Source organism: Micromonospora sp. NPDC047762 (genome assembly GCF_043204655.1).
GTDB lineage: Bacteria > Actinomycetota > Actinomycetes > Mycobacteriales > Micromonosporaceae > Micromonospora.
Genome location: NZ_JBIDCQ010000013.1, coordinates 199,041 through 215,105 on the forward strand (window position 1 = coordinate 199,041; position 16,065 = coordinate 215,105).

Genomic DNA, 16,065 nt, shown 5'->3' on the forward strand with positions numbered 1-16,065 from the left:
CATGAGTATCGTTCCGCCAGCGGCGCCCGAGGCCGCAGCCGCCACCCATGGGGCGGGCACCCTGTCCGAGCTGATCGCCTGGCAGGCCGCGCTGACCCCCACCGCGATCGCGGTGAGCGGTGACACCGGGCAGCTGGACTATGCCGGGCTGGACCGGCGGGCCAACCAGCTCGGGCGGTACCTGGCCAAGCTGGGCGTCGGTCCGGAGTCGCTCGTCGCGGTCAACCTGGACCGCGGCGTCGACCTCGTGGTCGCGTTGCTGGGCGTGTGGCGTGCCGGTGCCGGGTACCTGCCGCTGGACCCGGCCCACCCCGCCGAGCGGCGGCGGTGGCTTCTCGCCGACAGCGGGGCCGGAGTGCTGCTCACCCGCGACGCGTTGCGCGACGAGGCGACGCCCGGCCAGGTTGTCTTGCTGGACGCCGACCGGGCGCGGATCGCGGCCTGCACGGACACCGCCGCGGTGCCGTCACCCGACCCGGACTCGGTGGCGTACGCCATCTACACCTCCGGGTCCACCGGTCGGCCCAAGGGCGTGCTGATCACCCACCGCGGAATCGGCAACCGGGTGACCTGGACGATCCGGGAGCACGGCCTGGGTCCCGGCGACCGGGTGTTGCAGAAGACGTCGGTCAGTTTCGACGCGGCGGGCTGGGAGTTCTTCGCCCCGCTGGCCAGTGGCGGCACCGTGGTGCTCGCGCCGGACGGGGCGCACCGGGATCCCGCTGCCCTGGTCGCCGCGGTCGTCCGGCACCGGATCACCGTCCTCCAGGGAGTGCCGTCGGTGTTCGGTCGGCTGGTCGACCAGCCCGGCTGGGCGGACTGCACCAGCCTGCGCCTGGTCTTCTCGGCGGGGGAGCCGTTGCACGCCGACCTGTGCCGGCGGCTGGCGGTCACGCCCGACGTGCGGGTGTGGAACACCTACGGCCCCACCGAGTGCGCCATCGACGTGACCGCCCACCCGGTGGACCCGGCGCAGCCGGCCGGGCCGGTGCCGATCGGACGGCCGCTGCCGAACGTCCGCGTCCAGGTGCTCGACGCCGACCGCCGACCGGTGCCGGTGGGTGTGGTCGGCGAGCTCTACGTCGGTGGCGACAACCTGGGCCGGGGCTATCTGCACCGGCCGGACCTGACCGCCGAACGGTTCGTGCCCGACGAGTACGGGCCGCCCGGCGAGCGCCTCTACCGCACCGGCGACCAGGTCCGGTGGCGCGCTGACCAGAGCCTGGAGTTCGTCGGTCGAGCCGACCACCAACTCAAGGTCAACGGCGTACGGATCGAACCGGCCGAGGTGGAGGCGGTGCTCGCCGCCCACCCGGACGTCCAGGCGGCGGCGGTGGTGGGCCACACCGACCCGGCCGGTCGCCGGCAGCTCGCCGCGTACGTCGCCGGTCGGCGATCACTCGACCCGGCGACCCTGCGCGCGTTCTGCGTCGGCCGGTTGCCCGAGGCGCTGGTGCCGGCCGTGTTCCAGCCGGTGGCGGAGTTCCCGCTCACCGCGAGCGGCAAGATCGACCGGTCCGCGCTGCCGGCCATCGACCCTCTCGACCGGCCCGCGCCGCGTCCACCGCGGACCGCCGCCGAACGGACTGTCGTGGCCATCTGGCGGGATCTGCTCGACGTCGACCAGGTCGGCGTCGACGACGACTTCTACCAACTCGGCGGCTCCTCACTGCTGACGCTGACGCTGGAGAGCCGGCTCAGCGGGGCCGGCGGCACGGTGACGCTGCGCGACCTGCTCACCCACACCACCGTGGCCGCGCAGGCCCGGCTGGTGGAGGCGGCCACCCCGGCGGACTCGCCGGTGCCGCCGGTGGGACGCGACCGGCCCCTGCCGCTCTCCGCCGCCCAGCACCGGCTCTGGATGCTCGACCAGCTCGACCCGCGCAGCAAGGAGTGGGTCGTCCCCGTGCACGTACGGCTGCCCGCCGCCATCGACCCGGACCACGTCCGAGCGGCCCTGCACGCGCTCGAGGCACGGCACGAGCCGTTGCGCACCCGCTACCTGGTCGTCGACGGCGTGGCCCGGCAGCAGGTCGTGCCGCCGGGAGAGGTCGACCTGGAGGTCCGCGACGTCAGGCACGGCGGGTTGGCCGAACTGATCACCGCGCAGCTCGACCGGGGCTTCGACCTGCACACCGGCCCGCTGTGGCGGGCCGGGCTGGCCGTCGCCGCCGGCCGTGATCACCTGCTGGTGCTGGCCGTGCACCACATCGCGTCCGACGCCGGCACCGCCGACGTCCTCGAACGGGACCTGCGGGAGCTGTGCGACGCCGCCGCGCGGGGCCGGCCGGCCGAACTGGGGGAACTGCGGGTGCAGTACGCCGACTACGCCGTCTGGCAGCAGCGGCACCTCACCGACGACGTCGTCGGACGGGAGCTGGTGTACTGGCGGGAGACGCTGGCCGGGATGCCCCAGCTGGAGCTGCCACTGGACCGGCCGCGCCCGGCGCGGCGGGACGCGCAGGGCAGGATGCTCGGCTTCACCGTCGCGGCGGAGGTCGCCGGTGCCCTGACCGAGCTGGGTCGGCGCTGCGCGGCCAGCCCGTTCATGACCCTGCTCACCGGCTTCGCCACGCTTCTCGCCCGCTACACCGGGCAGTGGGACGTGCCGATCGGCACCCCCACCTCCGGGCACCGGCCCACCGAGCTGGACCAGGCGGCCGGGATCTTCCTCAACCCGGTGGTGCTGCGCTGCACCCTGGACCCGGCGGCCGGCTTCACCCAGGCCGTCCGGGAGGTCCGCGACCGGACCGTCGCCGCCCTGGCCCACCAGGACCTGCCCTTCGACCGCGTGGTGTACGACCTGGTCGGCGAGCGGGACCTGTCCCGCACCCCCCTCTACCAGGTGGCGCTGAACTACCAGGCGGGCGGGATCACCGGCCGGGTGGCCGACGACCCGATCACGATCGAGGCGCTGCGGCGGGCGTCCACAGTGGCCAAGACCGACCTGACCGTGCACCTGTGGCCGCAACCGGACGGTTCCCTCGCCGGCGCCGTGGAGTACGCCACCACGCTGTTCGACGACGCGACCGTACGACGACTGGCCGACCACTTCGTCCGGCTGCTGCGCGCCGCCGCCGACGAGCCGGACGCCCGCCTGGACCAGCTCGACCCGTTCTCCGCCGAGGAGCGGCACCGGCTGCTGCACGAGTGGAACGGGCCGACGGTGCCCCGGCCGGCCACCACAGTGGTCGACCTGTTCGAGGCGCGCCGCGCGGCGACACCGCAGGCCGTGGCGTTGCGCCACGGCGACGCGCGCACCAGCTACGCCGAGTTGGACGACCGGGCCAACCAGTTCGCCAACCATCTGCGCCGCTCCGACGCCGGATCGGGCGCGACAATCGCCGTACTGCTGGCGCGGGGACCGGACCTGGTCGCCGCGATTCTCGGGTGCTGGAAGGCGGGTGCGGCATGCCTTCCGCTGGATCCGTCGTACCCGGCCGAGCGGATCGGCTACCTGCTCGACACCGCCGGCGTCAGCCTCGCCATCACCGACTCGCGGTACGCCGACCGGTTCGGGGTGCCCACCCTCCAGGTGGACACCCACCGGCTGATGATCAGCGCCGAACCGCCCACCGCGCCGGCCCGCGATCTCGACCCGGCGCAGACGGCGTACGTGCTGTTCACCTCCGGATCGACCGGCCGCCCCAAGGGGGTGCTGCTCTCCCACGCGGCGGTGACGAACTTCCTGGCCTGCGCCACCGAGACCGAGGCGCTCGGCGACCGGGGAGGCCGCCAGGCCGGCGGAGGGGCTCCGCTGTTCTCCACCATCGCCTTCGACCTGTCGATCTCCAACCTGTGGGGACCGTTGGTGGCCGGCCAGCCGGTGACCCTGCTTCCGCAGGAGTTCGACCTCACCCAACTCGGCGCGCTGCTGCTGACCGCCGGCCCGTACGACCGTTTCATCATGACGCCCCCGCACCTGGAGTTGCTGGCGGCGCAGGTCGACGCCGCGCAGGCGCAGCGGCTGGCCGGTCAGCTCTGGGTGGCCGGTGGGGTGCTGCGCGGGTCGGTGGCGAACCAGTGGCTCGACAGGCTTGGCCCCGGCGGCCTGATCAACTCCTATGGTCCGACCGAGACCACCGTGATCATGTCGGCGTACCCGGTCGTCGCACCACAGACCAGCGAGATCGTGTCGATCGGCCGGCCGATGGCGAACACCGTGGTGCGGATCCTGGACGACGCGATGCGGCTGCTGCCGGTCGGCGCCGTCGGCGAGCTGTACATCGGCGGCGAGTGCCTGGCCACCGGCTACGTCGGGCGGCCCGGGCTGACCGCCGACCGCTTCGTGCCCGACCCCTTCGGCCCGCCGGGCGCCCGCCTCTACCGCAGCGGCGACCTGGGCCACTGGCGACCCGACGGCACGATGGCCTTCGTCGGTCGGGTGGACGACCAGGTCAAGGTCCGCGGCTACCGGATCGAACCCGGCGAGATCAGCGCTGTCGTCGCCCAACATCCCCGGGTACGCGACTGCGTGGTCCTCGCCCACCAGGACCGCCTGGTCGCCTTCTACGTCGGCGAGGCCACCGACCTGGCCGCGTACTGCGCCCGGCCGTTGCCCGACTTCATGGTGCCGAGCCTGTTCGTACCCGTGGAGCGCATACCCCTCAACGCCAACGGCAAGGTCGACCGGGACGGGCTGCGCGGCCGGCTCGACGCGGCACTCGCCGACGGCGCCGCCGATCCCACCGAGTTCGTCGCGCCGCAGAGCGTGGTCGAGAAGCGGGTCGCCGCGAACTGGGCGGAACTGCTCGACGGGCGGATCGGCGCCACCACCGACTTCTTCCTCCTGGGCGGCCACTCGGTGCTCGCCGCCCGGCTGATCGCCGGGCTGCAGGAGGAGTTCGACCTCGACCTGCCGATCCGGCTGGTGTTCGAGCACCCGACGGTGCGTGCCCAGGCGATCGCCATCGAAGACCTGATCCGAGCGGAAATCGACGCGCTGGACGCCGCCGACCTCACCCACGACCTTTCGCGATCCGAGGAGTCCCCGGCATGACCAGCATCGCCAACGAGCCGAACCTGCGTGAAGAACTCGTCCAGCGTCGCCTGGCCGGCCGTCGTACCGGCCGCCGGGACCGGATCCCGACCGTCGACCGGTCGGGGGAGCTGCCGCTGTCGTACGGCCAGCAGCAGATGTGGTTCCTCAACCGGATGGATCCCACCAGCGCCGAATACCTCGTCTCCTCCGCGCTGCGGCTGCACGGCCCGCTGGACGCCGACGCGCTGGGCCGTGCACTCGACGCCCTGGTCGCCCGGCACGAGATCCTTCGCACCCGCTACGCCCTCGCCGGCACCTCTCCGGTCCAGGTGATCGACCCGCCGGCGCACCGCGACCTGCCGGTGGTGGACCTGACCGACCGGCCCCGCGCCGAGCGGGAGGCGGCGCTCGACGCTGTGCTCGCCGACAGCGCGCGCAACGGGTTCGACCTGGCCCGGGAGTGGCCGGTGCGGGCCGTGCTGGTCGGGCTGGACACCGACGAGCACGTCTTGGCCCTGGTGCTGCACCACATCGCCTGTGACGCGCCGTCGGTCGCGGTGCTCACCGGGGAGCTGGCCGAGCTGTACGCCGCCCTGCGGGCCGGCGTCGAGCCCTGGTTGCCGGTGCCCCCCGTGCAGTACGCCGACTTCGCCGCCTGGCAGCGCGGCCGGTCGCGCGCCGAGTCGGTGGCCCGGTCGCTCGACTACTGGCGCGACCAGCTCGCCGGGCTGACGCCGGTGGAGCTGCCGGCCGACCGGACCCGGCCGAAGAGCCGGGACTGGCGGGGCTCGTCGGTGCCGTTCACCCTGAGCGCCGATCTGTCCGCCGCGCTGCGCGGCGTCGCCCGCGACGCCGGCACCACCGTCTTCGTCACCCTGCTCAGCGCCTTCCAGGTGCTGCTGTCGCGCTACACCGGCCGGACCGACCTCGCCGTGGGTACGGTGTCGTCCGCGCGCAGCCGAGCGGAGCTGCACAACCTCGTCGGGTACGGCATCGACAACCTGGTGCTGCGGGCACGGTGGAGCGGCGACCCCTCGTTCGCCGCTCTGCTGGCGCAGACTCGGGACACCGTGCTGGGCGCGTTCGACCACACCGACGCCCCGTTCGCGCTGCTGGCCGACGAGCTGGAGCCGGAGCGGGATCTGTCCCGTACCCCGCTCTACCAGGTCGCGATCACTCTTCAGAGTGAGCCGCCCACCACCGACTGGCCCGGCGACCTGCGCGTGGAGCCGGTCGAGCTGCCCCTGCGCACGTCCAAGGTGGACCTCACGCTGCACATGATGGAGGGCGTCGACGGCGGGCTGCGCGGCCGGATCGAGTACGCCACCGCCCTGTTCGACCCGGCCACCGTCGAGCGCGCCGCCGACCACCTGGTGCGGCTCCTGGAGCAGGTGACGGCCGACCCGACGGCCCGACTGTCCGACCTGGCCATCCTCGGTGCCGCCGAGCTGGCCGTGGTGACCCGGGGGCCGGTCACCGCAGACCCGGTCACCGGCACCGTGCACGGCGTCTTCGAGGCGATGGCGGCCACCCACCCCCACGCTCCTGCGGTGACGGCGGGCGACACCACCCGCAGCTACGCCGAGCTGAACGCCGACGCCAACCGGCTCGCCCACTGGCTGCGCGGCCACGGTGCCGGCCCGGAGCGGCTGGTCGGTGTGCATCTCGACCACGCCCCCGAACTGGTGCCGGCCCTGCTCGGCGTGCTCAAGTCCGGCGCGGCGTACCTGCCCCTCGACCCGGCCTCGCCGGACGAGCGCCTCGACTTCATGATCAACGACGCCGGGGCGGAGATCGTGCTGACCACCACCGCCCACCGCGACCGGTTCGCCGACTTCGGTGGGACCGTGGTGCTGCTGGACGACCCGGACCTCGTCGCCGAGCTGGCCGCCCAGCCGACCGTCGACCCGGCCGTGCCCATGGACGTCGACAACCTCTGCTACGTCATCTACACCTCGGGCTCCACCGGCCGCCCCAAGGGTGTCGCGGTGGCCCACCGGCAGGTGCTGCGCCTGCTGACCGTCACCGCCGCCGACTACCGGTTCGGCCCGGACGACGTGTGGACGCTGCTGCACTCGTACGCCTTCGACTTCTCCGTCTGGGAGATCTGGGGCTGCCTGCTGCACGGCGGTCGGCTGCTCGTGGTGCCCCGCGAGCTGGCCCGGTCCCCGCAGGACCTGCTCGACGAGCTGATCGCACAGCGGGTCACGGTGCTCTGCCAGACGCCCACGGCGTTCCGCGCGCTGGTCCGGCTCGCGGCCGACGGCGACGCCCGGATCGACCGGCTCGCCCTGCGGGTGGTGACCTTCGGCGGCGAGAAACTGGACTTCGCCGACCTGGCACCGTGGGTGGCCGGCCGTGGCGTGGACGCGCCGCACCTGATCAACATGTACGGGATCACCGAGACCACGGTGCACACCACGTACCACCGGGTCACCGCCGACGAGGTGGGCGGCACGGCCAGCCTGATCGGCGTACCGCTGTCGGACCTCACCGTCCACCTGCTCGACGCCGACGGTCGACCGGTGCCGATCGGTGTGCCCGGCGAGATCCACGTGGGTGGCCCGGGTGTCGCCCGCGGCTACCTCGGTCGCGCCGACCTCACCGCGCAGCGGTTCGTGCCGGACCCGTGGGGGCCGCCCGGTTCGCGGCTCTACCGCAGCGGCGACCTCGCCCGCCGGTACGCCGACGGACGGCTGGAGTTCGTCGGACGCATCGACCACCAGGTCAAGATCCGCGGCTACCGGGTGGAGCTGGGCGAGATCGAGGCGGCCCTGACCGTCCTGCCCGGCGTTCGGGACGCGGTCGTGGTGCTGCGCGAGGACAACCCGGGCGACCAGCGGCTGACCGCCTATCTGGTGGCCGACGACACCTCGACGCTGCTGCGCCCCTCACAGCTGCGTACGGCGCTCGGCCGGACGCTGCCGGACTACATGATCCCGGTGGCGTTCATGCCGCTGCCCCGGATCCCGCTGACCGTCAACGGCAAGCTCAACCAGGCCGCGCTGCCCGCACCGGGCCGTTCGGTGGCCGCCGTCGACCGCCCGTACGTGGCCCCACGCACCACTGTGGAGCAGCAGCTCGTTGACATCTGGACCGCCACCCTCGGGCTGGACCGGGTCGGTGTGCAGGACGGCTTCTTCGATCTCGGCGGCGACTCCATCCGCGCGGTGGCACTGGCCGGCGCGTTGCGTGAGGCGTCCTTCGACGTCGAGGTCCGGGACATCTTCGAGCGGCGTACCGTCGCCGAGCTGGCCGAACTGCTCACCGCACGGCCGGCCGCCGAGCCGGAGCCTGCGGTCGCCCCGTTCGAGCTGGTCGGCGAGGCGGACCGGGCCGCGCTGCCCGCCGGCCTGGTGGACGCCTACCCGTGCACCCAGGGTCAGCTCGGCATGCTTGTCGAGCTGCTGTCCGACACCGAGCAGAACCCGTACCACAACGTGACCAGCTACCGGGTCCGTGGCGAAGGCGAGTTCTCCCTGGACGCGCTGCGTGCCGCCGCGGCACTGCTGGTGCGCCGCCACGAGGTGCTGCGTACCTCGTTCGACCTGACCAGCTATTCGATGCCCATGCAGCTGGTGCACGCCACCGCCGAGCTGGCCGTCACGCACGACCACAGCCCTGCCGCAGAGCGGGCCGAGCTGGACCGGGAGCTGCGCGAGCACATCGCGGTCGAGCGGGCCCGTCTGTTCGACCTCGATCGCCCGTCGCTGCTGCGGCTGCACGCCAGGACCTGCGCCGACGGCAGTTGGTGGCTCACCATCACCGAGTGCCACCCGATCCTGGACGGGTGGAGCTACCACTCGCTGATCATGGAGCTGGTCCGCGCGTACCAGCAGATCCGGGCCGGAGAGCCGCTGTCACCGCGGCCCATCCCGTCGGTGCGCTTCGCCGACGCCGTCGCTGCCGAACGGCGGTCGGTCGCCGGTGACGCCGACCGGGCGTACTGGCGTGGTGTCCTGACCGGTCGGGCCCGTCACGACCTGCCCACCGGCTGGGGTGACCCCGAGGCACCGGAGGGCGCCAAGCACGAGCACTGGGTACCGGTGCAGGACCTCGAATCCGCGCTGCGCGACCTGGGCCGGCGCCTCGGCGTGCCGTTCAAGTCGATCATGCTGGCTGCGCACCTCAAGGTGATGAGCCAGCTCACCGGCGCGGAGCGCTTCTACACCGGGCTGGTCTGCAACATCCGCCCCGAGGCAGCCGGCGCCGACCAGGTGTACGGCATGCACCTCAACACCGTGCCGGTCGGCTACGACGGGCCGGCTGCCACCTGGTCGGAGCTGATCCAGCGGACCTTCGACGCCGAGGTGGAGCTGTGGCCGCACCGGCGCTACCCGCTGTCCACCCTGCAGCGGGAGGTCGGCGAGGACGCCCGCATGCTCGACGTGCGGTTCAGCTTCCACGACTTCCACCAGATCGACACCGACGACATCGACTACGCCGAGTCCATCGACGACAGCCCCACCGAGTTCCCGCTCGGCGTGTTCAGCCGGCTCGGATTCCTCACCCTCCAGGCCAGCCAGCGGCACGTCGGCCACGATGCCTTGCGCCGTCTGGGCGCGATGTACCGGGTGGTGCTGGAGGCGATGGTGGCGGACCCGGGTGGGGACGCGCGGGTGGTGTGTCTGCCGCCGGGTGAGGTGTCGGTGGTGTTGGCCGATGGTGACGGCGCGGTGGAGCCGGTGTCGGGCTCGGTCCTTCAGTGGTTCGAGGAGCAGGTCTCCCGGGTGCCGTCGGCCGAGGCGGTGAACGGTGTGTCGTTCGCGGAGTTGGACGCGCGGGCGGTGACGTTCGGGTCGTGGTTGGTCTCGCGGGGTGTTTCTCGGGGTTCGGTGGTGGGGGTGCTGCTGGATCGGGGTGTTGATCTGGTGGCGGCGCTGCTGGGGGTGTGGAAGGCGGGGGCGGCGTTCGTGCCGCTGGACCCGTCGTATCCCGTGGGCCGGGTGGAGGCCATGTTGGCCGATGCGGGCGCGTCGGTGCTGGTGACGTCGTCGGGGCACGTGGACCGCTGCCCCGATGGCGTCGAGGTGCTGACCGTCGACTCTGTGCCGCAGGTGGAGTCGGTGGTGTTGCCGGGTGTGGTGGATCTGGATGATGTGGCGTATGTGATTTTCACGTCGGGTTCGACGGGTCGGCCGAAGGGTGTGCAGGTTACGCATCGGGGTTTGGCGAATCATGTTCGGTGGGCGTCGGTGGAGTTGGCGGGTCGTGGTTCTGGTGGGTCGGCGGTGTTTTCGTCGGTGGCTTTTGATTTGCAGGTGCCGAATGTGTGGGCGCCGTTGGTGGTGGGTCAGCGGGTGTTCATGGTGGATCAGGATTTGGATTTGGCGGAGTTGGGGGAGTCGTTGTCGGCGGCGGCTCCGTTTAGTTTTGTGAAGTTGACGCCGGGTCATTTGGAGATTCTGGGTCGGCAGTTGTCGGATGAGTTGTTGGTGGGTTTGGCGCCGGTGGTGGTGGTTGCGGGTGAGGGTTTGCCTGCGGCGTTGGCGAACCGGTGGTTGGGCATTGTGGGTGCGGGGAATCTGATTAATGAGTATGGGCCGACGGAGGCGTCGGTGGGTACGTGTGTTTTTCCGGTTCGGGTGGAGCAGACGTTGCCGGTGGTGCCGATTGGTCGGGCGTTGCCGGGTATGCGGATGTTCGTGCTTGATTCGTGGATGAATCTGGTGCCGGTGGGTGTGGTTGGTGAGTTGTTCGTGGGTGGTGTGGGGGTTGCTCGGGGTTATGTGGGTCAGTCGGGTTTGACGGCGGATCGGTTTGTGCCGGATCCGTTCGGGTCGGTGGGGTCGCGGTTGTATCGGACGGGGGATCTGGTTCGTCGGTTGGCCGATGGTGCTGTCGAGTTCGTCGGCCGGGTTGATCATCAGGTGAAGGTTCGTGGATACCGGATCGAGTTGGGCGAGATCGAGTCGGTGATCGGCTCGGTGGCCGGGGTGCGTGATGTGGTGGCGCTGGTGCACGGCGACGAGTCCCGGCTGCTGGCGTTCTACGTGCCGGCCAGCCCGGACGTCGAACTGGCGGCCCGGGTGCGGCAGGAATGCGCCAGTCGACTGCCGGAGTACATGATCCCGGCGGACCTCGTGGCGGTGGAGTCCATCCCGCTGAACGCCAATGGCAAGGTCGACCGGGCCGCCCTGGCCGCGTCGGTGACCGGTGGTGGGCGGGTGCACTTGGCCCCGCGTACCGACCTGGAGCGGCAGCTCGCGGACATCTGGGCGCAGGTGCTGAACCTGGAGACGGTGAGCGTCGACGACAGCTTCTTCGACCTCGGCGGTCACTCGATCAGCGCCATCGCTCTCGTCGGCGCACTGCGTACGGCCGGGATCCCCGCCTCGGTGCGCGACATCTTCCTGCACCGGACCGTCGCCGCGCTCGCCGCGAACCTCGAAGCGGAGCAGACCCCCGTCGAGCCGGCGTTCCAGCCGGTGGTCCCGTTCGCGCTACTCGACGACGCCGACCGGGCGGCCCTGCCCGCCGGCCTCGCCGACGCGTACCCCATCGCCCAGGTCCAGCTCGGCATGCTCGTCAAGACGATGACCGACACCGAGCGGCACACGTACCACAACGTCTCGGCCTTCCCGATCCACGACGAGCAGCCGCTGGTCCTCGACGCGCTGCGCCGCGCCGTGCAGACGGTCGTCGACCGGCACGAGATCCTGCGTACGTCGTTCGACCTGAACGGCTACTCGGTGCCGCTGCAACTCGTGCACGCCGAGGTGCCGATCGAGGTCACCGAGCTGGACCTGCGTGGCCCGGACACCGAGGCCCGGATGAGCGCCTTCATGGCCGCCGAGCGGGCCAGACCGTTCCCGCCGGACCAGGTCCCGCAGATGCGCGTCGCCGGTGCGATCGGTGAGGGCACCGCCTGGTGGTTCGTGCTGACCATGTCGCACGGCATCCTCGAAGGCTGGAGCCACCACTCCCTCCTGATGGAGATCCTGGACAACTACCGGCGGCTGCGGGACACCGGTGCTCCGGTGCCCGTCGACGCGCTGCCCGTGCGCTACGCCGACTTCGTCGCCGCGGAACTGGCCGCGCTGACCTCCGCCGAGGACGAGGCGTACTGGCGGGGCGTCGTCGCGTACCCGCGCTTCGCCTTGCCCACCGGGTGGGGCGCCCCCGACTCCGACCCCCAGTTCCAGTGCGGCACCCGGGTGCCGCTGCACGACCTGCTCCACGGGCTCAGGGACCTGGCCAGCAGCACCGGCACCGCACTGAAGAGCGTGCTGCTGGCCGCGCACCTGAAGGTGATGAGCCAGATCACTGTCGAGCCCGTCTTCACGAGCGGCCTGGTCTGCCACGGGCGGCCCGAGGTGACCGGCGCGGACCAGGTGTACGGCATGCACCTCAACACGCTGCCGATCGTGCACCGTGGCCCGGCGGCCACCTGGACGGAGCTGATCCGGCAGACCTTCGACGCCGAGGTGGAGCTGTGGCCGCACCGGCACTACCCGCTGCCGTCGGTGCAGCGGTTCACCGACGGCGACCGGCCCATCGAGATCCTCTTCAACTACCTCGACTTCGCGCAGGTCGACACCGACCGGGTTGGCTTCGACGACGCCGTCTACGAGGCGTCCAGCGAGTTCGACCTGCACGTCTCCACCCTGGACGGGACGCTCAGCATCCTCAGCGACCCCCATGTCGTCAGCTACTCCAACGTCCTGCGCCTGGGCGCGATGTACCGAGCGGTGCTGGAGGCGATGGTGGCGGACCCGGGTGGGGACGCGCGCGTGGTGTGTCTGCCGGCCGGTGAGGTGTCGGTGGTGTTGGCCGATCGTGACGGCGCGGTGGAGCCCGTGTCGGAGTCGGTGCTGGCGGCTGTTGAGCGCCAGGTCACTGCGGTGCCGTCGGGCGAGGCGGTGAACGGTGTGTCGTTCGCGGAGCTGGATGCGCGGGCCGTGGTGCTGGGGTCGTGGTTGGTTTCGCGGGGTGTTTCTCGGGGTTCGGTGGTGGGGGTGCTGCTGGATCGGGGTGTTGATCTGGTGGCGGCGCTGCTGGGGGTGTGGAAGGCGGGGGCGGCGTTCGTGCCGCTGGACCCGTCGTATCCGGCCGGTCGGATCGCCTCGATGCTGGCCGATGCCGGTGTGTCTCGTGTGGTGACCTCGGCGCATTACGCGGATCGGTTCGCGCCCGGCGTCGAGGTGCTGACCGTCGACTCTGTGCCGCAGGTGGAGTCGGTGGTGTTGCCGGGTGTGGTGGATCTGGATGATGTGGCGTATGTGATTTTCACGTCGGGTTCGACGGGTCGGCCGAAGGGTGTGCAGGTTACGCATCGGGGTTTGGCGAATCATGTTCGGTGGGCGTCGGTGGAGTTGGCGGGTCGTGGTTCTGGTGGGTCGGCGGTGTTTTCGTCGGTGGCTTTTGATTTGCAGGTGCCGAATGTGTGGGCGCCGTTGGTGGTGGGCCAGCGGGTGTTCATGGTGGATCAGGATTTGGATTTGGCGGAGTTGGGGTCGGTGCTGTCGGCGGCGGCTCCGTTTAGTTTTGTGAAGTTGACGCCGGGTCATTTGGAGATTCTGGGTCGGCAGTTGTCGGATGAGCGGTTGGTGGGTTTGGCGCCGGTGGTGGTGGTTGCGGGTGAGGGTTTGCCTGCGGCGTTGGCGAACCGGTGGTTGGGCATTCTGGGTCCGGGGAATCTGATTAATGAGTATGGGCCGACGGAGGCGTCGGTGGGTACGTGTGTTTTTCCGGTTCGGGTGGAGCAGACGTTGCCGGTGGTGCCGATTGGTCGGGCGTTGCCGGGTATGCGGATGTTCGTGCTTGATTCGTGGATGAATCTGGTGCCGGTGGGTGTGGTTGGTGAGTTGTTCGTGGGTGGTGTGGGGGTTGCTCGGGGTTATGTGGGTCAGTCGGGTTTGACGGCGGATCGGTTCGTGCCGGATCCGTTCGGGTCGGTGGGGTCGCGGTTGTATCGGACGGGGGATCTGGTTCGTCGGTTGGCCGATGGTGCTGTCGAGTTCGTCGGCCGGGTTGATCATCAGGTGAAGGTCCGTGGATACCGGATCGAGTTGGGCGAGATCGAATCGGTGATCGGCGCCGTGACCGGAGTCCGCGACACGGTGGCTCTGGTCCATCCGGAAGAGGCGCGGTTGCTCGCCTTCTATGTCCCGGAAGGACCGGACGCCGAACTGGCGGCCCGGGTGCGGCAGGAGTGCGCGAGTCGACTGCCCGAGTACATGATCCCGGCGGACCTGGTGGCGGTCGAGTCGATCCCGCTGAACGCCAACGGCAAGGTCGACCGGGCCGCCCTGGCCGCGTCCGTCGGGGAGACCGGCCGGGTGCACGTGGCTCCCCGCACCGAACTCGAGCAGCAGCTCGCGGAGATCTGGGCACGCGTGCTGACCCTCGACACGGTCAGTGTCGTGGACAGCTTCTTCGACCTCGGCGGCGACTCACTACGCGCGGTGGCCCTGGTCGGCGCCCTTCGGGGAGCCGGATTCCCCGTTGGCGTCCGAGACGTCTTCGTGCACCGCACCGTTGCCGCGCTCGCCGCGCACCTGACGGCCAAGGACGCCGCCGAGGTCGCACCGGAGTTCCAGCCGGTCGCCCCGTTCGCGCTGCTCGACGATGCCGACCGGGCCGCCCTGCCCGCCGGCCTCACCGACGCGTACCCCATCGCCCAGGTGCAACTCGGCATGCTGGTGGAGATCCAGAAGGACCCGACGCGGTCGCTGTACCACATCGTCCGCTGCTTCCGGGTGCACAGCCGCCAGTCCTTCTCGGCCGAAGCGCTCACGTCGGCGGTGCACGACATCGTCGACCGGCACGAAACCCTGCGTACGTCGTTCGACCCGCACACCTACTCGGTGCCGCTTCAACTCGTGCACGCCCAGGCCCCCGTCGACGTACGGATCCTGCGCCTGGATGAGGAGCGGGCCGAGGCGCACCTGCGCGGCTACGTCGAGGCCGAGCGGGCCCGACCGTTCGACGCCGAGCACCCCGCCCCGCTGCTGCGGGTCAGCGCTCACGTCGGCACCGACGGCGGATGGTGGCTCACCGTGGCGATCAGCCACCTGGTGACAGGTGGCTGGGACCTCAACGCCCTGCTGGCCGAGCTGCTCAGCTGCTACGAGCGGCGGTGCGTGGGCATGACGCCGGAGGCGCCGGAACCGACCGCGGTCCGGTACGCCGACTTCGTCGCCGGCGAGCGCGCCGCGCTGGCCTCGGCGGCCGACGAGGCGTACTGGCGGGAGATCACTTCCGAGTACGCCAGGTTCGTTCCGCCGTCGGGCTGGGGCGAGGCGTCCGCGACTCCCGGGACGGTGCTGCGGCACCGGATCAGCTACCAGGACCTCGACCCACGGATCCGCGCCCTGGCCTCGACGCTCGAGGTGTCACCCAAGGCTGTTCTGCACGCTGCTCATTTGAAGGTGATGAGTCAGTTGACGGGGGAGCGGCGTTTTTACACGGGGTTGGTGTGTGATGCGCGGCCGGAGGTGCGGGGTGCGGAGCGTGTGCATGGGATGTACATCAATGTGTTGCCGTTTGGTCATGAGCGGGGTGGGGGTTCGTGGGGTGATCTGGTGCGGTCGGTGTTCGACGGTGAGGTGGAGTTGTGGCCGCATCGGCGCTTTCCGTTGCCGGCGGTGCGCAGGCTGACGGGTGCCGACACGCACCCGATCGACGTCGTCTTTGACTACACCGAATTCCGGCGTGCCAACACCGACAGCGAGGAGCAGGTCGGCTTCGAAGCCGTCGCCGGTGAAGGTGGCACCGAGTTCGCCCTCCAGGTCACCGCGGCCAGCGGATTCCTCGACCTCGTGGCTGATGGGCGGGTGTTTGGCGGGGCGGGTTTGGTGCGGTTGGCGGGGATGTTCCGGGTGGTGTTGGAGTCGATGGTGGCGGATCCGGGTGGGGATTCGCGGGTGGTGTGTGTGCCATCCGATGAGGCGCGATGGTTGTCCCGGGTGGGTGTGGGGCCGGTGGCGTCGGTCTCCGGGGTGGCGTTCTCGGCGTTCGAGTCGAGGGCTGCCTCTGCTGGTTGGTCGGTTGCGATTGGTGATGGTGGGGTGTCGTTGTCGTATTCGGAGTTGAATGCGGCGGCGAACAGGTTGGCTCGGTATTTGCGGTCGGTGGGTGTG

Annotated in this window: 2 protein-coding genes; both read left to right on the top strand. The window is 70.9% G+C overall.

Annotation, left to right across the window (positions count from 1 at the left end):
• Position 1: 1 nt before the first annotated feature.
• A complete protein-coding gene (locus ACGF3C_RS31320) occupies positions 2-4,999 on the top strand; it encodes an amino acid adenylation domain-containing protein (RefSeq protein ID WP_393227307.1) in 4,998 nt (1,665 codons plus the stop codon).
• Positions 4,996-16,065 (top strand): amino acid adenylation domain-containing protein (locus ACGF3C_RS31325; protein ID WP_393227309.1); only part of this gene is annotated, 11,070 nt, incomplete at its 3' end. The genes ACGF3C_RS31320 and ACGF3C_RS31325, both read left to right, overlap by 4 nt.